The sequence below is a fragment of the Pelomonas sp. Root1444 genome (genome assembly GCF_001426885.1).
GTDB lineage: Bacteria > Pseudomonadota > Gammaproteobacteria > Burkholderiales > Burkholderiaceae_C > Pelomonas.
Genome location: NZ_LMFP01000027.1, coordinates 111,278 through 131,832, shown reverse-complemented (window position 1 = coordinate 131,832; position 20,555 = coordinate 111,278). Strand labels below are relative to the sequence as shown.

Below are 20,555 nucleotides of genomic sequence, written 5' to 3'. Positions count from 1 at the left end.
ACCCGAACCCCTCTTGTGGAGCCCGTGATGAATCCGCTTCAAACCCCCGTCCGCGCCGGCGCCCTGAACCTGCGCAACCGTCTCGTGATGGCGCCGATGACGCGCAGCCGTGCGGATGACGCCACCGGTGTGCCGTCGCAGCACGCCGTCACCTACTACCGCCAGCGCGCCGGCGCCGGCCTCATCGTGACCGAGGGCACCTTCCCGAGTGCCATGGGCAAGGGCTACGTCCGCACGCCCGGCATACACACGGATGCGCAGGTGGCCGCCTGGCGCCGCGTCACCGAAGCCGTGCATGCCCGCGGCGGCCTCATCGTGCTGCAGCTGATGCACACCGGCCGCATCTCGCACCCGTCGCTGCTGCCCAGCGGCGCTACGCCGGTGGCGCCGTCGGCCGTCAAACCGGCCGGCCAGACCTGGCTGGCGACCGGTCCGGCCGACTTCGTCACGCCGCGCCCGCTGGCCACCGACGAGGTGGCCAGCATCGTCAACGACTTCCGCCAGGCGGCCCGGCGCGCCATCGACGCGGGTTTCGACGGCGTCGAGCTGCATGCGGCCTCGGGCTACCTTCCGGAGCAGTTCCTGTCGTCCAGCACCAACCAGCGTGACGACCGCTACGGCGGCTCCGTCGAGAACCGGGTGCGCTTCGTCGTCGAGACCGTGCAGGCCATGGCCGACGAGATCGGCGCCGGGCGCGTCGGCATCAAGATCTCACCCGAGATGGGCTTCAACGACATCAACGACGCGATACCGGTGATCACCTACACCCATCTCGTGCAGGCCATCGCGCCGCTCGGGCTGGCCTATCTGCACGTCGCCACTTCGCCATGGAGCATCGACTACCACGCCCACCTGAAGCCGCTGTTCCCTGGCACCTACCTGCTGGGCGGTGGGCTGACGCAGGATAGCGCCGTGCAGCACCTCAATGCTGGGCGTGCCGACGCGGTGGTCTTCGGCAGCGCCTACCTCGCCAACCCCGACCTGCTGGAGCGCTTCGTCCACCATGCGCCACTGAACGAGCCGCAGCGCGATACCTTCTACAGCGACGGGCCGCGGGGTTACATCGACTACCCGCTTGCCCGCGTCGAGCCCAACCGCGCGCTGCGGCTGCATGCCTACGGCGGCAGCGAGGGGTTGCGTGTCGATGCGGTGGCCGCACCCCGGCCTGGCGATGGCGAGGTGCTCGTGCGCGTCCGCGCTGCGGGCGTGAATGCGCTCGACTGGAAGGTTCGCTCCGGCTTTGTCAAGGACGCCTTCCCGCTCGCCTTGCCGGCGACGCTGGGCATCGAGTTCGCAGGGGAGGTGGTGGAGGTCGGCCCCGAGGCATCGGCCCTGGGCTTTGCGCCCGGCACCCGCGTGTTCGGTGCGCTGGGTCGTCTGGGCGCCTACACCGACCTGCTCGTCGTGCCTGTCGATCGCCTGGCCGCCGTGCCTGACACGATGGACATGCGGGCCGCCGCCGCCCTGCCGGTCGCGGCACTGACAGCCTGGCAGGCCCTGTTCGAGGACGGCGGCCTGCAGGCGGGCCAGACGGTGCTCGTCCACGGCGCCACCGGTGGGGTGGGCAGCCTGGCCGTGCAGTGGGCCAAGCGGGCCGGCGCACGCGTCATCGCGACGGCGCGCGCCGCCAAGGCAGCCCATGCGCGCCAGCTCGGTGCGGACGAGGTCATCGACTCGGCGTCGACGCAGGCGCTGGCGGCCATCCGCGGTGTCGACCTGGCGCTGGACTTCATCGGCGGCGACTCGCTGCAGCAGCTGTGGCCAACGCTGTCGCCCACCGGCCGCGTGTTGAGCACGGCGGCGCCCGAGATCGCGGCGCAGGCGGCACAGGGCCGGCCGGGCGCGTGGTTCCAGATGCGGCCCGACGCGGCGCGGCTTGCGGTGTTGGCTGCGCAGGTGGCTGTCGGCGATATCGCGCTGCCCATCGGCCGCGTCGTGCCATTCACCGGCCTGGCCGAGGCCATCGAGGCTGCCGGCACGGCGCGGCCTGCTGGCAAGGTCGTCGTCGACTTCGCGGCCTGAGTCGCGCGGGGTCAGGCCGGCATCACTTGGCCGCGGGGCCGGTGTTGCCGTCCAGCCGGATCACCCGGCGCGAGCGGTTCTCGGTGTCGTTCAGCGACTCGCTGACCAGCCGGTTGTGCTGCTCCCAGTCCTCGGCGCTTCGGATGATGCTGGGCTTGATGAGCACCACCAGCTCGCGCTTGCGGCCGCTGTTGGCGCGGTTGCCGAACAGCATGGAGGTGAGCGGGTTGCTGTCGGCACCCGGGAAGCCCGAGCCGCGGCGCGAGGCCTCCATCTGCATCAGGCCGCCGATGGCCACGATCTGGCCGTCGGGGATGCGCACGACGGTGTCGGTCTCGTTGATGCTCGCGCTGGCCAGCGGCAGGCGGAAGTTGCCGACCTCGCCCAGGTCCACCTGCTTGACCTTCTCCGTCACGTTGGACACCGACGGATGGATGTGCAGCGTGATCATGTCGGCCGCGTCGATCTGCGGCGTCACGTCCAGCGCGATGCCGCTGAAGAAAGGCGTCAGCGTCAGCGTCGGGATCTGGTTGGTGGTGCCGTTCGTGCCGGTGTTGCTGGTGTTCGTGCCGCTGTTGCTGCCGCTGATGCCCGTGATGAAGTAGTCGTCGGTGCCGACCTTGAGCACGGCCTTCTGGTTGTTCAGCGTCGCGATGCGTGGGCTGGACAGGATCTGCGTGTCGCCGTGGCTTTCGAGGAAGCTGAGCAGTGCCTGGAAGCCGCCTCGCGACAGCGCCAGGCCGAAGGTGCCGCCGCCGGCCGACGGCAGCGGGATGAGGTCGGACCAGGCGGGGCTTTGCGTGCCGCTGGACAGCGTCGGCAGCCCGCGCGCATTGCTGACGAGCGGGTTGATAATGGAACCGACGCCGCTTGGGACGGACGGGTTGACGCTGGTCTGGCCGATGGCGCCGTGGCTGCCGATGCGCGACCAGTCGATGCCGCTCTGGTAGCCCTCACGCAGCTCGACCTCGACGATCTTGGCCTCCAGCATGACCTGGCGTTCGACGGCGATGCGCGTGGCCTTCAGCCAGGCTTCGACGTGGCGCAGCTCGTCGGGCATGGCGCGCACGGCGACGGTGCCCGACTGGGGGCTGGCGATGACGGCGCGGCCTTCGCCAGTGCCGACCAGCGCGCGCAGCGCCGTCGTCGTCTCGGCCCAGAAGTCGCTGGAAACCCGGGTACTGAGCTGGCTGCTTTCCTGCTGCAGCACGGTGTTGGTGCTGCCGCCGGCCGGGGTGGCAGTGCCGCCGCTGCCGCTGGCGTTGTTGTTCGGGCTGCCGACGGGCGCGGCGCCGGAGCTGACGCGCACCTCGCTGCGGCCGCTGCGCTGGTGGGCCAGCGCGTTGATCGTGAAGACGCGCGTCTGCAGCGTGGGCGGGAACACGGTGACGCGCCGGCCGTCGATGGAATAGTCGAAGCCGTAGACCTCGCGGATGGCGTCCAGCGATTCGCGCAGCGTCACCCCCTTGAGCGTGACCGACAGCGTGCCCGCGACGCCGGGATGCACCAGCATGCTGTAGCGCGTGTCGCTGACCAGGGACAGGAAGACGTCGCGCGCCTGCGCGCCGTTGACGATCAGGTCGAAGCGCGGCTCGGCCGGGAGCGTGGGAGTGGGCAGCGGCACGGGGACGGCCTGCGCCACCGGCGCAGACGCCGCCGGCGCGGGCAGGCGCTGCTGGGCCTGCAGCTCTTCGCGCAGCGCCTGGCTGGGCTGCGCCACCTGCAGGGGCTTGTCGGCGCAACCCGCCAGCAGCGCAGTGGCCGCGCTCAGCAGCAGCAGACGGGGGACTGGGGCCTTCATGGCTTCTCCTTGGATTTCCTGACGCCCGAGGCACTGCCTGCAGGTGGCGCGGGCGGGCGCTTCTCGACGCCGCCGTACAGCGGCTCGCGGCGCACCTGGCCGGACTCGCGCAGCCAGACGGCTTGCTCGGTGATGCGCTCGATGCGGGCGCCGTCCAGCTGCTCGCCGACGGCGTAGCGCCGGCCGCGCTGCACGACATAGGCGCGGCCGCCCGCGAAGACGACCTGACGGATGGCGTGGTCCGCCGCCTCGGCTGGCACGCCCGAAGCCGCCGAGGCCGCAGACGCGGCAGCCATGGCGCTGCGCAGCGCGGGTGGCAGGGCGGTCGGGTCGCGCGGCGCATCGTCCGCATGGGCCGACAGTGCCACGGCCAGCAAAAGGGCGAGGGCTTTCATGGCTGCACTTTCAGCAGGAAGAGCTGGGCCTGCAGCCGCGGCGGCTCGCCGTGGCCGACGGCCTTGAGCTGCATTTCGCCCCAGCGCAGGCCGGGCAGCTCGCGCTCCAGCGCCTGCAGATAGCGCTGGGCGTCGGCATACCGGCCCTGCACTTGAAGCTCGACGCCTTGCCAGTTCATGCCCGCCATCAGCGGCAGGTCGGGGCGTTGCGCCGCGGCAGGGCTGGCGGCGGGGGCGACGACGGGCGTGTCTTCCAGCAGTGTCAGGCGCTCCAGCACCAGGCCGGGCTGGCGGGCCAGCAGCCGCTGCAGCACGGCCGACAGGCCTTCACCGGCGCTGAGCGAGCCGGCCTGGCGCAGCTGGTCGTCCAGGCGTGTGCGCTCGGCCCGCGCCGCGTCCAATTGGCGGCGCAGCTGGCCGGCCGGCTCGTCGGCACTGCGGCTCTGGGCGATGAACTGTTCGCGCAGCGCGGTCATCTCGGCGGCCTGCCGGGCCTGCGCCTCGCTGCGCTGCTTGGCGCGGGCGGCCTGGGGCGTCAGCACCAGCGTGTCGAACAGCGCCGCCAGCACCGCTGCAATGCTGACGAACAGGATGGCGCGTTCACGCAGGCTCAGGGCGTCGATGCGCCGGGCCTGGCGTTCCCAGGCCGCGCGCAACGGCGCCATGCGCCGGCGCAGCAGCGCCAGGTCGATGGGCGTCTGCGCCTTCATGGCGCAGCCCTCGAAGCGCCGCTCGCCGGCAGGGCCGGCGCGCTGACGACACGGAACGCCCAGACCGGCAACGTCGCCTGCGCGAGTGGGTCGCCGCGTTCGAGCAGCGGGTGGTTGCTGGCATCGGTGCCGGGGGCGCCCAGGCGCTCCACGCGCAGCGCCGACAGCTGCTGGCCGGCCAACAAGGGATGCGCCGCGAGCTGCGTCAGCCACGGGCGCAGCACGGTGGTGTCGAGCGTGCCGCCCACCAGTTCCAGGCGGCCGGGCGCGTAGCGCAGCTCGCTGAGCCAAGCCGGCTCAGGCAGGCCGCGGGCGATCAGTGCGAGCAGGTCGGAATGACGGCGCCCGTCCTTGCCGCCGCCTTCCGCGCCGAGCACCTGCAGCAGCGCGCGCCGCTCCGCGTTGCCGGCCTCCAGCGGCAGCAACTGCTGTTGGGCAGCGGCAGCGTCCATCGGTGCGGGCAGGGCCGCGCGGGCGGCGGCCAAGGATTGGCGTTCAGCGTCGTACTGGGCCAGCAGCGCCTGGTGCCGGGCCTCGGCGGCGCGGTCGCGTTGCTGCAGCCACAGCGCCGCCGCCAGGCCGGCGGCCACCAGCAGCCCGGTGGCCTGCAGCAGCGTCAACGCCGACAGGTAGCGCTTGGGTGCCAGCAGGATGGGCGTGAGCAGGTTGATTTGCTGCGCCATCAGAGCTTTCGGGTCTCGGTGCGCAGGGCGGCGCCCAGCAGTGGCAGGCAGGCGGCCAGCGCCTGGCGCGCGTCACCCTCCGGCGCGGGCGCGTCGGGCGCGAAGGCGGCCAGCGGGTCGAGCGCGATCGTGCGTTGGCCCAGCTCGCGCTGGATCAGCGCCGCGACCTCGGGGCCGTGCTCGGCCGTGACGACGTACAGCCGCGCCAGCGGCAGCTCCGGCCAGCTGCGCTCCCAGACGTCGATGGAGCGCTGCAATTCGACGACCAACGGCGACTCCTGTACGCCGGGGCTGTCGAAGGCGCCGCCGGGCTGGTATTCGAAGCCCAGCGGCAGCTCCGCCACCGCCGCGCCGCTGTCGTCGCCGCGGGCGCGCGCCAGCAGCTTGGGGTCGCCCTCCAGCCGGCGCGTGTAGAAGAGCTCGTCGCCAGCGCAGACGACCAGGATGCAATGGCCCTCGTCGATCAGCACGGCGGCGCAGGCGCGGGCGGCGAGATCGTCGGCGCGCGCCTGGGCGGCGAGCAGGTTGCGCAGCGCCGTCTCCCAGATGTCCACGACACCGACCTGCTCGGCGAGGCCGGCAGCACCTTGCGTCAGCGCCTTGATCGCGCTGTTGCGCGCCGCGACGACGAAGAGCTGTCGGAGCGGCCGGTCGACATCGCCACCCACGTGCATGACGTCCAGCGTCAGCTCGGCGACGTCGACGTCCACCATCTCCTTGATCTGCCAGCGCGCGGCGGGCTTGAGTTCCTCCTGCGGCACGTTGGGCGTGTCGACCTTGAGGATCTGGTAATCGGCCGGGTCGAGCAGCGCGATGGCCTCGCCGGCGGGGACGGGGCGCGCATCGGGCAGCAGGCCCCAGCGCAGCAGGCGTGCGGGCTCGTCACCCGGGGCGCCATCGGTCAGCACGAAGGCGTGCTGGCTGCCGGCGCGGCGCAGGGTCAGGCGCTGCGAGCTGCCGCGGGGGCGCCAGGGCCAACGCATCAGTAGTTCTCCCTTTGGTAAACCACGCCGTCGGCGCCGCGGTACAGGCCCCAGGTCGCACGGGCGCTGGGGTCGCTGGTGGCGGCGTTGCCGCACCAGGCGCCGCGCAGCGCGGCCACGTTGGCGCCGGTGGTCGCGGCCTTGGCGCGTGTCCAGCCGGCAGCGGTGTTGAGGCAGGACGCATCGGCGGGCGGCGTGGTGCCGTCCAGCGCCAGGGCGATGTCGTAGAGGGCACGACCGCTGTTGCCGGGTGCTGCCAGCGTGAGGCTTCCCTTGCCGGCCGTGATGGTGCTGCCGCTGCCCACCATGGCCGCGTTGGCCGCCGGCACGTTGCGCAGATTGCCGAAGCTGAGATTGGTGGCGCTGATGCGGGTGCAGGAATCCAAGGTGTTGGTGATGTACGCCGTACCGGACCAGTACTGGGCTTCGAGTGGCAGGCTGAGCGGGCGGTTTGAGGGGCCCATGCCATTCTGGAGGCGCAGCCGCCCGAAGCGCAGAGGGATTGTGCCCACCTTGAAGCTGTCGTTGCCCGCGACGGCGTCCGTGTTGAGATTCAGCGATGCCACCGCCACGCCGTCGTCGTCGACCGGTGCGACCCCGAACTCGGCGCTGTCGAAGGGCCCGACGGGCGTGGTGGCGCGCGCCGCGGTGGCAGGCAGCGTCACGGAGGCAACGCCATTGACCCAACCGGCGGCGCTGCTGCTGGTCCCGAGCACCAGGGAGGCGTTGCCGGTCTTGAACTGAGTGGCCCCGTGGACGCCGGTGAGGTTGAAACGGGTCGCCGTGGTGAGGGGCAGGCGGGCGAAGGCCCCCTCGTAGTTCTCCGTGGCGGCGCCGGCTGCGTTCTGTGCCGTCAGCGTGAAGCCGAGGCTGAACGCCTCGCCGAGGTAGCTGAAGGTCGATGCCGGCGAGCACGCCGCGCCGCTGCGATGCGTGACCGTCGCCGCGGTGAGCGCGAAGGACACCGGCACGAAGCGGCCGACGTTGCCGCTCGCCGTGCCAGTGACGTTGTTGGCACCGAGGTAGTTGCCGTCCGCGACCGCCGGTGTCAGCTTGATGATGCCGACCTCGGGCCATGCGAAGGTGGCGCCGGTCGCGGCGCCGTTGCTGAAGCTGCCGAAGGCGCTGGGGTTGGTCAGCGCCGGCGCATTGCCGCCCACCGGCTCCACCAGCGTGGCGGTGAGCGTCACGCCTTCGGGCACGGTCTCGCGGCCGTAGTTGGGCGTTGCGTTGCCGCCCGCGTCCACGGCCGTCACGGTGGCCGTGAACGGCCGGCCGGCCGGCATGAAGGCGCTGCCGTTGGCCGCGCTCGCGCCAGGGTTGTTGCCCGGGCTGGCGATGGCCGAGATCGCGCAGGAGCCGGCCACGTAGCTGGCGCAGCGGATGGCCGACAGCACGAACCCCGCCGGCTTGACGACGAAGGCATTGCTGCTGCCGCTCAGCGCCGCCTTCAGCGGGCCGCCCGCAGGCTTGCTGGCGAACAGCGTCACGCGGCCGACATCCGCGTAGCTGAAGCTGAAGGGCGCGGTGCCGTCGGCGTCGAACGTCATGGACACCGCGGCGCTGTTGCTGCTGCTGCCGGCAGCGTTGCCGGGCACCGCCACCACGTTGCTGCCGGTCAGCGTCATGCGGTTGCCGCTGGAACATGTGGCCGGGTCGTTGCACTGCACGCCCCAGTTAACCGTCGTCGTGCCGGTCAACGCCGCTTCGCAGGCCTTGGTCGTCGTGTTGGTCTTCACCGCCCGCAGCACGAAGCTGCTCGACGCCGTGCCTGCGGTTTGCGCCGGCACGGTGGTGGCGCCGCCGTTGGCGCTGGCGGCGATGAGGAAGCCGGCCGTGCTGAACGTGGTGCTGCAGCTGTTGGCGGCGCTGCAGCTGGCGCCGTCGGGGCAGCAGCGGCGTGCCGAGGTGGCCAGCGAGCTTTCGCCCGACAGCGTCACGGTCGCCGTGCTGCCGTTGGCGGCGGCGCCGTGCGCAAGCGTGGTCGTCGCGCTGCCGCTGGCGTCGAAGGTAACGGTGCCCGAGCCCAGCGTGCCGGCCGTCGTGGCGAGCGTGGCGGTCTGGCCGCTGGCGTTCGTGACGGGGTTGGTGCACGGGCTGGAGCTGTCCGCGCAGGCGGTCACTTTCAAGGTGGAAGCCTGGCAGGCGAGGCTGGCGCTGGGCACCGACAGTTCGTAGTGCTCGACCACCGGCGCCAGGCCGGCGCGCGGGTAGAACGTGGCCCGACCGTTCACGGCGGCGGTGCCGTCGACGGTGGCCAGGATCATGCTGGTGTCGACCTTGTGCTGCAGGTAGTAGGCCGGGTAGTTGGTCGCCTCGAAGCTGATCGCCGACGGATTGGCCAGGCCGCTGCGCAGGCAGAACGTGGCGTCCGCCGGGTAGGGCGCCGTCGCGCTGTAGGTGTTGAGCTTGAGGATGAAATTCTGGTGGCGCAGGTAGTAGCCGGGGATGTTCACCGACTCGAACGACCAGCACGCCGGGTTCGTGATCCCCGGGCGGGCGATGAAGGTGCTGTCGTTCCGCGTCAGCGAGTCGCTGCTCGCCGAGACCGGGTTGATGTAGCCGATGTAGTTGCTGTGGCGGATGTAGGAACCCGGCACGTCGTACGACTCGAAGCTGTAGCGCGTGCCGGAGACCAGCGTCGGCGTCGTGGCGGCGCAGGCGGCCGGCATCGGTGCGGTGCTGTTGTTGACGACGCAGCTGTTGGTGCAGCTGCCACCGCAGCAGACGCTGTGGGCGCTGCTCTGGTAGCCCAGCGTGATGCTGGCGCTGCTGGTGGACTTGACGCAGGCCAGGGCCTTGGCGGCCTGCGCGAAGTCGATGGTGCCGCTGCTGGTGGTGAGCGTCCCAGTCACCGTCGCGCCGTAGCCGACCGACACGTGGCCCGTGCCGCCGGTGACATTGCCGCCGACCACCGCCTCCTGCCCCAGCGTGACGGCGCCGGTGGTCGTCAGGTTGCCGGTCACCCGGGACTTGAAGCCCAAGCTCACCGAGCCCGAGCCGGCGCTGACGTTGCCCGATACCGTCGTGTTCTGCACCAGCGTGATGGTGCCGGTGCCGGTGACGTCGCCGCCCACGGAGCTGCCTTCGCTGATCGTGATGCTGCCGCTGCCGCCCGAGACGTTGCCGCCAACGCTGCCGAATGCGCCGGTGGTGAGGATGCCGGCACCGCTGGTGGACAGGTTGCCGCTGACGCTGGCCTGGTGGCCCAGCGAGATGTTGCCTCCGGTGGCGGCCAGGTTGCCGGTGATGACGACGCCACCGCCCCCCGTGTCGTTGACGGCCGTGGCCGTGATGTTGGCCGTGACCTTGGCCTGGTAGCCCAGCGTCAGCGTGCCGCTGATGGTCAGCGTCAGGTCGCTGGCCACGCCCCCCACGTTGATCTGCGAGGTGTTGGTGTCGAAGTTGCCGTTGACGGTGACCGTCGCTGGCTTGGTGGGGCTGCTGACGGTGAGCGTGTCGTTGTAGCCCAGGCTGATGCCAGGGCAGGTGTAGTTGCTGCCGCTGCGGCTGCAGCCGGGCGGCGGGTTGCCCGGCAGGTCGTAGGCGACGGCGCTGGCCAGCGTCGGCAAGGCCAGGGCCGTTGTGGCGAGGGCGCGGGTCAACCAGCGTGTCATGGGCTTGCGCTCAGGTTGCGGACCAGTTGCCGCTCGGCGTAGGTGGGCTCCGTCGTGCCGCCGTTGGGGCAGGCGCCGGCGCTGGGAATGTTGCAGCCCGTGGCCACCAGCGTGTAGAAGGCCAGCGCCTGGTCGCCATCGGCAACGGTGCCGCTGGACGGCGTGCGCGTGCAGGTGACGGTGACGGTGTAGCCGGCGAGCTGGTCGGGCAGCGCGATGTGGCGTGCGGCAAAGCAGGCCGGCGTGCCACCGGCGCGCAGGATCTGGTGGCTGCCCCACTCCAGGCCGGCGAAGGCCGCCTGGTAGGACTTGGCCGCCGCCAGTTCGCCCGCCGAACCCATGTGCTGGCGCTGGCTCAACGAGGCCAGCGCCGCACCCAGCGCGGCCAGCACCACAAGGATGAAGAGCATGGACACCATCGTGAATCCGCGCGCGTTCACGGCAAGTTGTCCAGGTGGGCGGTTTGATAGAGCGACACGGTCTCGCCGTTGACACCCAGCTGCAGGCGCAGCGTCACGAGGGCGTAGCGCGACGCGAAGGCCGGCGTGTCGAAGCTGAAGCTGCAGGCCTTCACATGCCGGGCCAGCACGGCGACGCTGCCGCCGGGCGGCGGGTCGGCCTGCGTGGCGAGGAAGCCGTAGCCGGTATGGCGGGTGAGCGTCTCGGCGGCGGTGTCGCAGCGGTAGGTGACGGGCTGTTCGATCGCATAGACGCGGTAGGGCGGCGCCTGCAGCGCGTTGGGCAGCGCCGCGCCGGTCAGCGTCACGCTGGCTGCGTTGCCGGCGGCGGAGGACGAGACGCGCACGTTGGCCTGCGTGTAGGCATCGGCATCGGGCACGCCGGTGCCGAGGTTGTACCAGGCCAGGCGCTGGCTGGCGCTCGCCAGGCGCAGCGCCGGGCCCACGATGTCGAAGCCGGTGTCGGTGACGCCGAACTGCAGCGGATTGCCCGACTCGACCGCGTAGCGCGCCGTGCCGCTGACGGGGATCAGCTCCAGGCTCTGGCCGCTGATGCGGGCGCTGTTGGGCAGCGCCGCGCCGACGTCGCGGGCGATGCGGCGCAGCGCCGTGTCCGCCTCGTCGGCCAGCTGGGCGCGGGCGCTGCTGGCGAAATAGGCCGTCGTGGCCGGCGCGATGAAGATGGACACCATGGCGATGACGACGCCGGTGATGGTGATCACCATCACCGCCTCGATCAGCGTAAAGCCGGCGTCAGAACGGCGATTGCGGCGCATAGCGGGTTCGCCAGCCCTGCAGCACCAGGCTGCTGGCATCGGGGCCGGTGACGGTGACGGTGATCTTCAGCGCGTCGCCGCTGCCGGCGGTCAGCGAGTCCAGCGCCGCGGCGGCGACGGCCACGCTGGCCGAATAGCCGGAAAGGCCGCTGACCACGGTGTTGCTGAGGTCGCGGATGCCGCTCATGGAGAAGCCGGCGTAGTCGTTGACGTTGTCGAAGTAGTTGGTCGGCCCGTAGCGCGTCTGGCCGCTTTCCGGGCCCATGTTCTCGACGGCGCCGCCGCAGTCGGCGGTGGACGTGGCCGTCTCGACATTGGCGGCGGTCGCCGGATCGCACCAGGTGATGGGCATCAATTGCACTTCACGCAGCAGCGACTCCGCGATGGCCAGCTGCTGGCGGCGGATCATGGGGTCGGCACTGGCGAGCGTGGCCGTCGTGAAGACGCGCAGCATGGCCGCCAGCGCGATGCCGACGACGACGATGAAGAGCAGCAGCTCGATCAGCGTGAGGCCTTGGGCCTGGCGGGGAAGGCGCATGCGCTTCATGCTAGCCCAGGGCTGCCGAGGGCCAGGCGTCAAGGAAGGGGATAGATCAGCCCCGTATCGGTCGCGATGCGGTACGCCTGGCTGAAGCTGCCGGCAGCCACCGTGATGGTCAGGTCCGCCGCGGTGCTGGTCGTGACGGCGCCGCCGTTGCCGCTGTTGAAGGTGACCGTGCGGCTGCCGCCTTCGGCGATGCAGGGGGATTCGGTCGCCGGGCAGGGCAGGGCGCCGAGGCTGGCGCCGCTGGCATAGGCCCAGCTGACACCGGTGCCGGTGATGGTCTCGACGATGGGCCGGCGCTGCTGCAGCGCCAGGCGCAGCATGGCCTGGTGGCGGGACTGGAAGTCGTCCCCAAATGCACGCAGCCGCCACAGCGTCGTGTCCAGCACCTTGGGAAGGGCGAACACCGCCAGGGCGGCTGTGATCACGATGACGAGGATGAGCTCGATCAGCGTGAAGCCACGCGTACTGCGTGGCGGGGGCATCAGGAGACGCCGGTGGCGGAGAAGGTGGTCGTCGCCGTGACGCCATTGATGGTCTGCGTCAGGGTGCAGCTCACCGTGGTGTCGACGGTGATGTTCGCCGCCGTGATGCTGTAACCCGTCGGCAGGCCGCCTTGCAGGGCGTTCGCGACGTCGGTGCAGTTTGCAATGGCGACGCCCTTTGTCGTGCTGACCTTGCGACCGGCGTAGTTGATAGCGGATGCCGAGCTCAGCGAGCCGGCGATGCCGGCCAGGGCAGCAGCCTTGGCTTCCGTGTCGACGGACACGAACTTCGGCAGGGCGACGGCAGCCAGCACGCCGAGGATGACGATGACCATCACCAGCTCGATCAGGGTGAAACCAGCTTGTTGAGACTTGTTCATGGGGTGCCTTCCTGCGCTGCAAGCGCTGTGGTCCGGGGGTGGCGGGACTATCGGACCTGCCGCCCGTAGGCGGAAGTGAAAAGCGCACGCCTTGACCCCAGCCCGTCGAGCCCCACCTGAAAACCGTTGCAAGCGTCACACGCAAGGCGCCGCTTCGGAGCAGTCAACGGCCGGTCGCCGCCTGGCCCAGGTTCCACAGCGGCAGGAACACGCCCAGCGCCAGCACCAGCACCAGCGCGCCGATGACAGCCAGCAGGATGGGCTCGATGGCCGAGGAGAGGCCCTTGATGGCGTAGTCGGTTTCGCGCTCGTACATCTGCGCGATCTCGGTCATCAGCGTGTCCAGCTCGCCGGTCTCCTCCCCCACGGCGATCATCTGCAGCACGATGGGCGTGAACACGCCCGTGGCCGTCGCGCAGCGCGAGATGCTCTCGCCGCGCTCCACGCCGTCGCGCATCTGCTCGATGCGGGCGCCGATGTAGGCGTTGTCGACCGTCTGCGCGACCACGGTCATGGCCTGGCTGATGGGCACGCCCGAGCTGCTGGCCAGCGCAAAGCTGCGCGCGAAGCGGGCCAGCGTGGCCTTCAGAACGATGTCGCCGGCGATGGGCAGGCGCAGCTTGAAGCGGTCCCAGGTGTAGCGGCCGCCGGGCGTGGCGATCCAGTTGCGCCAGGCCAGGGTGGCGCCGATGCCACCGGCGACCACCATGGGCCACCACTTCAGCGTCCAGGCCGAGAAGCCGAGCAGGATGCGTGTCATCAGCGGCAGCTCGGTCTTGAAGTGCGCGAAGACGTCGGCGAACTTGGGCAGCACGAAGATGTTGATGACCACCAGCGCAATGGCCATCGCGATGATGACCATGGTGGGGTAGCGCAGCGCCTGCTTGATGCGGGCGCGGATGTCGAGCTCGAACTCCAGGTGCTCGGACAGGCGCTGGAAGACCTCGGTCAGCCGGCCGGTCAGCTCGCCCACCCGCGTCATGGCGATGTAGAAGGCGCTGAAGACGGTCGGGTGGCGCGCGAACGCCGTGGCCAGCTCGCGACCTTGGTCGAGGCTGGCCCGCACGTCCTGCAGCAGGCTCACGATGCACGGGTGGCTGGTGGACGCCTCCAGCCCGGCGAGCGAGCGCAGGATGGGCACGCCGGCCTTCTGCAGCGTATAGAACTGGCGCGTCAGCACCAGCGCGTCTTCCTGCGTGACGGGCTTGGCCAGCAGCGCTTGCAGCCAGTTGCCGCCACCTGCGGCGCTGACGGCCTCGCTGGTCGGCTCGATGCTGACCGGCACGACGCCGCCGGACATCAGCTGCGCGGCGACGGCGTCGCTGCTGGCGGCGTCGACGATGCCCTCCACCAGCTCGCCGCGACCGTTGCGGCCCTTGAAGGCGAAGTTCATGTCGTGGGTTGGGGTGCAAACCCCGACATTGGGCGGCGGGCGACACGTTGGGGTTCGCCGCGCTCACCCCAACCTACGCGAGCGGCGCTCATTCAGCGTCCACGCTGATACGCACAGCCTCGGCAAGCGACGTTTTTCCTTCGCGCACCAGCGCCAGGCTGCGGTCGGCCAGGGTCTTGCCCTTCAATGCGCGTCGGGCCGCGGCCAGGAAGGCGCCGGCATCGCTTTTCTGGATGGCCAGCGCCATGTCGGGGTCCAGCTCCAGCATCTCGTAGATGCCGCGCCGGCCCTGCGTGCCCGTGCCGTTGCATTCGGCGCAGCCGCGGCCCTTGACGCTCTTCACCGGTTCGGTCTCGCCATTCAGGGCCAGCACCTGCTCCACCCAGGCCTGCTCCTGCGGCGTGGGCAGGTGCGGCTCGGCGCAGTGCTTGCAGACGCCGCGCAGTAGCCGCTGTGCCAGCACGGCCTGCAGCGAGGTGGCGACCATGAAGGGCGGGGCCCCCATGTCCAGCAGCCGGAACGGCGTGGAGACGGTGTCCTTGGTGTGCAAGGTGCTGAGCAACAGGTGGCCGGTGATGGCGGCACGCAGTCCGATCTCGGCGGTCTCGGCGTCGCGCATCTCGCCAACGAGGATGACGTCGGGATCTTGCCGCAGCGCGGCGCGCAGCACCTTGGCGAAGGTGAACTCGATCTTGTCGTTGACCTGCACCTGCGTGAGGCCCGGCAGGCGGTACTCGATGGGGTCTTCCGCGGTGATGATCTTCTGTTGTTCGGCGTCGAGCTCGGCCAGCGCCGCGTACAACGTGGAGGTCTTGCCGGAACCCGTCGGGCCGGTGACGAGGATCATGCCGGCGTCGCGCCCGAGCAGCTCGCGGAAGCGCCTGAGCATGTCGTCCGGCATGCCGATCTGGTCCAGCCGGCGCAGCGCCGACCCCTGACCGAGCAGCCGCATCACGACCGATTCGCCATACTGGCTGGGCATGGTGGACAGGCGCACGTCCAGCGTGCGGTCGGACAGCCGCAGCGTGAAGCGGCCGTCCTGTGGCAGGCGCTTCTCGGAGATGTCCAGGCCCGCCATCAGCTTCAGGCGTTGCGCCAGCGCGGGTGCGATGCGCTTGTCGGCCTGCGTGAGCGTCTGCAGGATGCCGTCGACGCGGTTGCGGATCAGCAGCTCGCCTTCCTGCGGCTCGATGTGCACGTCGGACGCGCCGGCCCGCGTGGCGTCCTCGAACACACTCTGCAGCAGCCGCACGACCGGCGCGCCTTCCTGGCCCACGCTGGCCTGCAGCGCGCCGAAGTCCACCGCGTCGCCGATGTCCTTCTCCAGCGCCTTGGCCAGGCCCGAGATCTCGTCGCTGCGGCGGTAGTGCTTGTCGAAGACCGCGGGCAGCTGGCTGTCGGCGACGACGGCCATGGCCAGGCGGCGCTTCAGGATCTTGGCCAGCTCGTCGAAGCCGAACAGGTCCAGCGGGTCGGCCATGGCCACCAGCAGCGTGTCGCCGCGCTCCTCCAGCACCAGCGCACGGAAGCGCCGCGCCGGGGTCTCGGGCAGCAGGCGCACGAGATCGGTCTTGAGCGGGAAGGTCTTGAGGTTGACGAAGGGCGCGCGCAGCTGGCGCGCCAGCACATGGGCCAGGGCCTCCTCGGTGATGAGGTTGGCCTCGATGAGGATGCGGCCCAGCTTCTTGCCGGTGGCGCGCTGCAGCTCCAGCGCCTGGCCGAGCTGTTCGGCCGAGATCAGCTGCTGCTCGACGAGGACGTCGCCGAGGCGCAGCTTGGGGCGGGGGGCAGCAGCGGTATCTGCGGTTTCGGCCATGGCAGCTCAGAAGAGGCGAAGAGGCTTCATGCGTTGCTCGTCGCGTGCACTTCGGCGATGGTGGTGATGCCCTGCAGCACCTTGACGATGCCGTCCTGGCGCAGCGAACGCATGCCTTCGGCAAGTGCGGCCTGCTGCAGTTCCTCGGCGCGGGCGCCGGTCTGGATCATGCGGCGCAGGTTCTTGGACACCGTCAGCAGTTCGTGCAGGCCGGCGCGGCCCTTGTAGCCGGAGCCGCCGCAGGTGCTGCAACCCGGGCTGCTGAACTTCATCAGGCGTCCGTCCTTGCCGTGATTCTTGACCCATTCCGCCATCAGCGCCGGCCTCGCCGGCTGCGACTCGGCCGGGAAAACGTGCAGATAGTCATCCAGCAGCTCGGCCAGCTCGGTCTCGTTCATCGGCTCGGCCGTCTGGCAGGCCTTGCAGTTGCGCCGCACCAGGCGCTGGGCCAGCACGGCCAGCAGCGAGTCCGCGAAGTTGAACGGGTCCATGCCCATGTCCAGCAGGCGCGTGATGGTCTCGGGCGCGCTGTTGGTGTGCAGGGTCGACAGCACCAGGTGACCGGTGAGTGACGCCTCGACGGCGATCTCGGCCGTCTCCTGGTCGCGGATCTCGCCGACCATGATGACGTCGGGATCGGCGCGCAGGAAGGCGCGCAGCGCCTTGGCGAAGGTCCAGTCGATCTTGGGGTTGACCTGCACCTGGCGCAGGCCGGCCTGGGTGATCTCGATCGGGTCCTCGGCCGTCCAGATCTTCCGATCGGCGGTGTTGATGTGGCTGAGCGCCGAGTGCAGCGTCGTCGTCTTGCCCGAGCCGGTCGGGCCGACGCACAGCACCATGCCGTAGGGCCGGGCGACGGCGTGCTTCAGGGCCGCCAGGTTGGCCGGCGTCAGGCCAATGCGGTCCAGCGGCATGGGCCTGCTGCTGGCCAGGATGCGCATGACGACGTCCTCCAGCCCGTTGTTGGTCGGGATGGTCGCGACGCGCAGCTCCAGCCTGTGCTGCGACGAGAAGCGCGCGAAGTTGATCTTGCCGTCCTGCGGCTTGCGGCGCTCAGAGATGTCGAGGTCGCACATGATCTTGATGCGCGCGATCATCGCGTTGCGGTAGGTGTGGGGCAGCTCCAGGTAGGGCTGCAGCACGCCGTCGCGGCGGAAGCGGATCTTGAGCTTGTCGCGGCCCGGGTAGGTCTCGATGTGGATGTCGGACACGCCCTGGTTGTGCGCCTCGATGATCATGCTGTTGATCAGCCGCACCAGGCTGTTGTCGCTCTGCTCGATCGGCGACTCGTCTTCCTTGCTGGTGCGTTCGCTGCTATCGCGCTCCAGGCTTTCGATGAGCTTGTTGGAACTCTCCAGCGCGAAGTCAGGCGTGAAGTCGGGCAGCGTATCGACGCCGCCGCCGCGCGGCAGCGCCTCCGCCCCGTAGCGGTTGAAGGCCGAGGGGATGGCGAACTGCAGCGTGCCCAGCTTGGTCAATGTCGGCACAACCTTGAGCTGGGTGATGAACTCGACCTCGTCGATGGCATCGCGCCGCGTCGGGTCCTCCATTGCGACGACCAGGCGGCCATCGCGCAGCACCAGCGGCAGTACTTCGAGCCGCTTGGCCACCGCGTGCGGCAGCTTGCGCACGGCGTCGGGTTCGATGGCGAAGTTCTCCACGTCGACGACCGGGTAGCCCATCTTGCGCGCCAGCGCCGACTGCAGCTGCGCACGGCTGATGACGCCCCGGCGCACCAGCAGCTCGCCCAGCGGCACCGAGCGGTCGTCGCGCTGCTGCACCAGGGCCTGCTCCAGCTGCTCGGCCGAGACCAGGTCCAGCGCCAGCAGCGCCTCGCCTATGCGCACCATGGGCATCTTGGCCTGCTGCTCGATGGCCTGCAGCAGTTGCTCGGCGGTGACGATGTGCTGCTCGACCAGGATGTCGCCGACGCGCTTCTGGCGCAGGCCGGTCTGTTCGACAGCGGCCGCCGCGAGCTGCTCCTGCGTGACGAGCGCATCCTTCAGCAGCAGGTCGCCGATGCGCTCGCCGATCTCGAAATGCGCCAGCACCTCGCGTGGGATGAAGACGCGGCGCACCGAGTCGTCACTGTCGGACAGCGGCGGGAAGAGGAACAGGCCCAGCTTGTCGTGCTGGTGGCCGATGGTCACGCCCTTGAGTTCGTCGCCGCCGTTGAAGACGACGCGGAAGTCGCTGCGCGGGCGCTGGTCGACGCTGAGCGGCGCATTCCTGTCACCCTCGTCGCGCGGCGGCACGACCACCGGCCGCATGAGCTTGACGGCGCGGAACTGGCTGAACTTCAGCGGCATGCTGTTGCGCGCCGGCGGCACGTTGATCTGCACCATGCGCTCGCTGGCGTCCATGTGCAGCAACTGGCCGGTGCTGCGGCTGTTGTTCAGGCCGAGGATCTCGCAGGCCTCGGAGCCCTTTTGCACCTGCGGCTGGGGGTAGGCGGCGTAGGGCGGGTTGGGCCAGAAGAAACCCGGCCCGGCAACCGCCGGGCCGGCGGCGGAGGAGCCGGCGTCGCCGTGGGGCCAGGGCAGGGGCTGGGACGGGTCGTTCATGCGTGGGCGTTGGCAGGTTGCCGGCTGATTATGGAGGCCGGCCCGCGCGCGGTTTGCCCCGAAAAACACCGGTTTCAACTTGCTGCCCCTGCGCAGCGCCGGCTGGGAGAATGGGGCTCATGAACATCCTGCTCACCGGCTTCGAGCCTTTCGGCGGCGAGGTCATCAACCCGTCCTGGGAAGTGGCGCGGTCGTTGCACGGCCAGGTCATTGCCGGCTCGACGGTGCATGCGCGCTGCCTGCCGACCACGTTCGTTGGCGCGCCGCAGGCGCTGGCCGACGCGCTGGCGGTGCTCAAGCCCGAGCTGGTCATCGCGCTGGGCCAGGCCAGCGGCCGCAGCGAGGTCTCCATCGAGCGCGTGGCCGTCAACCTCATCGACGCGCGCATCGCCGACAACGCCGGCGAACGGCCGCTGGACACGCCGGTGCGCACCGATGCGCCCGCGGCCTACTTCTCGACGCTGCCGGTCAAGGCCGTCCGCGACGGCCTGCGCGCCGCCGGGCACCCGGCGGGGCTGTCGCTGTCGGCCGGCGCCTTCGTCTGCAACCAGCTGTTCTTCGAGCTTCAGCACCGCCTCGCCGGCCGCGGCCTGATGAGCGGCTTCATCCACCTGCCGGCGTTGCCCGAACAGGCCGCGCGCACCCAGCCCAGCGTGCCCAGCATGGGCCTGGCCGCGCAGATCGATGCGATCAAGCTGGCGATCGCGATCTCGCTGTCGGGCGATGCGCAACCGGCCGCGGGCGACCCGGACGAAGGCGGGCCGACGAGTTAGGGCCTGTTCCTAGTCTTCGCTGAACTTGCGCCAGCGCGCGCTCGCCTGGCGCATCAGCGCCACCTGGCGCGCAAAGCGGCGGCAGTTGCCACAGCTGCGCTGATGCAGGCGCAGCGACAGCCGCTCGGCCAGCGGCAGGCTGCGGTCCTCGCCCCGGAGCAGGATTTCCGTCGCCTCGCGGCAGGTGATCTTCGGCTTGATCAAGTCGCTCCTCCGGCGGCACCGAACCAACCGGCCTGCAGGCAATCCCTGAGCCTGAGCCGGGCCCGGTGCAGCATGACCCACAGGTTGGTCGGCGTGATGGCGAGCTCCTTACAGATCTCGTCGGATTCCAGCTCCAGCCATTCGCGCATCATGAACAGCCGGCCCTGCTGGCCCGGCAGCTTCTCGACGCAGGCTTCCAGCACTTTCATGAAATCCAGCTGGCGCAGCATGTCCTCGGGGTTGCCCCAATCGTGCTGGGTCTCGCGCCAGTGGCCGTCACTGGCGAACAGCAGGTCGTCGAGATCCTCGCCGTCGTCGGCCGTGCAGGTCGTCGACAGCTCGCGGCTGTTCTTGCGGATCTGGTCGACCAGCTTGTGCTTGAGGATGCCGATCAGCCAGGTTTTGAGCTGGCTCTGGCCCGCGAAGGACTGGGGCTTCTCGAGCGCGGCGAGCAGCGTCTCCGAGACGGCGTCCTCGGCCCAGGCCGCGTTGCGCAGCTGCAGCCGCGCGTACTTCAGCAGCACCGGGCGCAGGGCTTCGATCTGGCTGAAAGGGTCGGGTGAAGCGGTCATGCGGCGCGGAGTGTAAGGAGTGCGGGGCGTCTTGCGACTTCGTTCCTGCCGCCGCATCATCGGCCGCCTTTCCGCTACCCCCAACATTTCGGAGATCCCATGAAGAACCAAGCCCTCGTGTCCTCGGCCCTGGCTGCCGCCCTGTCCCTCGGTCTCGTCGCCCACGCCCAGGCCGAGGACAAGGCCGCCAAGGAGAAGTGCTACGGCATCGCCAAGGCGGGCCAGAACGACTGCGCCAACATGAGCGGCAGCCATTCCTGCGCCGGCCAGGCCAAGACGGACAACGCCGCCGAGGAATGGAAATACGTCGCCAAGGGCAGCTGCAAGAGCGCCGGCGGCATGACGGCCGACGAGGCTAAGGCCAAGCAGAAGAAGTAAG

The 20,555-nt window shown here is 70.3% G+C and carries 19 protein-coding genes; 3 read left to right on the top strand and 16 right to left on the bottom strand.

Going from position 1 to position 20,555, the window contains the following annotated elements; all coding sequences use genetic code 11:
- Positions 1-27: 27 nt before the first annotated feature.
- Positions 28-2,022, top strand: a complete 1,995-nt coding sequence (locus ASD35_RS28605) for a zinc-binding dehydrogenase (protein ID WP_056876262.1) — start codon at positions 28-30, stop codon at positions 2,020-2,022.
- A 22-nt stretch (positions 2,023-2,044) separates the two neighbouring features.
- Here the strand turns inward: ASD35_RS28605 and ASD35_RS17565 are convergent, their stop codons facing one another.
- The 14 genes from ASD35_RS17565 to ASD35_RS17500 all read right to left on the bottom strand — a co-directional run bounded on the left by ASD35_RS17565 (position 2,045) and on the right by ASD35_RS17500 (position 18,627).
- On the bottom strand, positions 2,045-3,823 hold the full coding sequence (locus tag ASD35_RS17565; RefSeq protein WP_056876261.1) for a pilus (MSHA type) biogenesis protein MshL: 1,779 nt from the start codon (positions 3,821-3,823) through the stop codon (positions 2,045-2,047).
- A complete protein-coding gene (locus ASD35_RS17560; RefSeq protein WP_157275631.1) occupies positions 3,820-4,218 on the bottom strand; it encodes a hypothetical protein in 399 nt (132 codons plus the stop codon). The genes ASD35_RS17565 and ASD35_RS17560 overlap by 4 nt, the downstream gene beginning before the upstream one ends.
- The gene (locus ASD35_RS17555) at positions 4,215-4,928 is read right to left on the bottom strand and encodes a hypothetical protein (RefSeq protein ID WP_056876259.1); all 714 of its coding nucleotides are present in this window, start codon (positions 4,926-4,928) and stop codon (positions 4,215-4,217) included. The genes ASD35_RS17560 and ASD35_RS17555 overlap by 4 nt, the downstream gene beginning before the upstream one ends.
- Positions 4,925-5,611 (bottom strand): hypothetical protein, encoded by a 687-nt coding sequence (locus ASD35_RS17550; RefSeq protein ID WP_056876258.1) that lies wholly within the window; start codon positions 5,609-5,611, stop codon positions 4,925-4,927. The genes ASD35_RS17555 and ASD35_RS17550 overlap by 4 nt, the downstream gene beginning before the upstream one ends.
- A complete protein-coding gene (locus ASD35_RS17545; RefSeq protein ID WP_056876257.1) occupies positions 5,611-6,594 on the bottom strand; it encodes a hypothetical protein in 984 nt (327 codons plus the stop codon). Before ASD35_RS17545 ends, ASD35_RS17550 begins: the two co-directional genes overlap by 1 nt.
- Positions 6,594-10,211, bottom strand: a complete 3,618-nt coding sequence (locus ASD35_RS17540) for a DUF6701 domain-containing protein (protein WP_056876256.1) — start codon at positions 10,209-10,211, stop codon at positions 6,594-6,596. Before ASD35_RS17540 ends, ASD35_RS17545 begins: the two co-directional genes overlap by 1 nt.
- Positions 10,208-10,621, bottom strand: coding sequence for an agglutinin biogenesis protein MshP (locus ASD35_RS17535; RefSeq protein ID WP_157275630.1), 414 nt, complete (start codon positions 10,619-10,621; stop codon positions 10,208-10,210). The genes ASD35_RS17540 and ASD35_RS17535 overlap by 4 nt, the downstream gene beginning before the upstream one ends.
- 26 nt (positions 10,622-10,647) lie before the next feature.
- Positions 10,648-11,445 carry a type II secretion system protein J gene (locus tag ASD35_RS17530; protein ID WP_056876254.1) on the bottom strand — a complete coding sequence of 266 codons (798 nt, stop codon included), beginning with the start codon at positions 11,443-11,445 and terminating at the stop codon, positions 10,648-10,650.
- Positions 11,423-11,983 carry a prepilin-type N-terminal cleavage/methylation domain-containing protein gene (locus ASD35_RS17525; protein WP_056876253.1) on the bottom strand — a complete coding sequence of 187 codons (561 nt, stop codon included), beginning with the start codon at positions 11,981-11,983 and terminating at the stop codon, positions 11,423-11,425. Before ASD35_RS17525 ends, ASD35_RS17530 begins: the two co-directional genes overlap by 23 nt.
- 38 nt (positions 11,984-12,021) lie before the next feature.
- The gene (locus ASD35_RS17520) at positions 12,022-12,474 is read right to left on the bottom strand and encodes a prepilin-type N-terminal cleavage/methylation domain-containing protein (RefSeq protein ID WP_056876252.1); all 453 of its coding nucleotides are present in this window, start codon (positions 12,472-12,474) and stop codon (positions 12,022-12,024) included.
- Positions 12,474-12,854 carry a prepilin-type N-terminal cleavage/methylation domain-containing protein gene (locus ASD35_RS17515; protein ID WP_056876251.1) on the bottom strand — a complete coding sequence of 127 codons (381 nt, stop codon included), beginning with the start codon at positions 12,852-12,854 and terminating at the stop codon, positions 12,474-12,476. The genes ASD35_RS17520 and ASD35_RS17515 overlap by 1 nt, the downstream gene beginning before the upstream one ends.
- A gap of 163 nt (positions 12,855-13,017) precedes the next feature.
- The gene (locus ASD35_RS17510; protein ID WP_056876250.1) at positions 13,018-14,247 is read right to left on the bottom strand and encodes a type II secretion system F family protein; all 1,230 of its coding nucleotides are present in this window, start codon (positions 14,245-14,247) and stop codon (positions 13,018-13,020) included.
- An 88-nt stretch (positions 14,248-14,335) separates the two neighbouring features.
- On the bottom strand, positions 14,336-16,063 hold the full coding sequence (locus tag ASD35_RS17505; protein ID WP_056876249.1) for a GspE/PulE family protein: 1,728 nt from the start codon (positions 16,061-16,063) through the stop codon (positions 14,336-14,338).
- 26 nt (positions 16,064-16,089) lie between these two features.
- Entirely contained in the window at positions 16,090-18,627 is a 2,538-nt protein-coding gene (locus ASD35_RS17500; protein ID WP_082580246.1) for a GspE/PulE family protein, read from the bottom strand.
- Between the two features lie 110 nt (positions 18,628-18,737).
- Between ASD35_RS17500 and pcp the strand changes: the two genes are divergently transcribed.
- Complete coding sequence (pcp, locus tag ASD35_RS17495; RefSeq protein WP_369819230.1) at positions 18,738-19,400, top strand: pyroglutamyl-peptidase I; 663 nt, start codon at positions 18,738-18,740, stop codon at positions 19,398-19,400.
- A 9-nt stretch (positions 19,401-19,409) separates the two neighbouring features.
- Here the strand turns inward: pcp and ASD35_RS17490 are convergent, their stop codons facing one another.
- Entirely contained in the window at positions 19,410-19,604 is a 195-nt protein-coding gene (locus tag ASD35_RS17490) for a zf-HC2 domain-containing protein (protein ID WP_235538383.1), read from the bottom strand.
- Positions 19,601-20,176 carry a sigma-70 family RNA polymerase sigma factor gene (locus ASD35_RS17485; RefSeq protein WP_056876247.1) on the bottom strand — a complete coding sequence of 192 codons (576 nt, stop codon included), beginning with the start codon at positions 20,174-20,176 and terminating at the stop codon, positions 19,601-19,603. Before ASD35_RS17485 ends, ASD35_RS17490 begins: the two co-directional genes overlap by 4 nt.
- A 99-nt stretch (positions 20,177-20,275) precedes the next feature.
- On the opposite strand from ASD35_RS17485, the gene ASD35_RS17480 reads away from it, so the two are divergent.
- The gene (locus ASD35_RS17480) at positions 20,276-20,554 is read left to right on the top strand and encodes a DUF2282 domain-containing protein (protein WP_056876246.1); all 279 of its coding nucleotides are present in this window, start codon (positions 20,276-20,278) and stop codon (positions 20,552-20,554) included.
- Position 20,555: the final 1 nt, after the last annotated feature.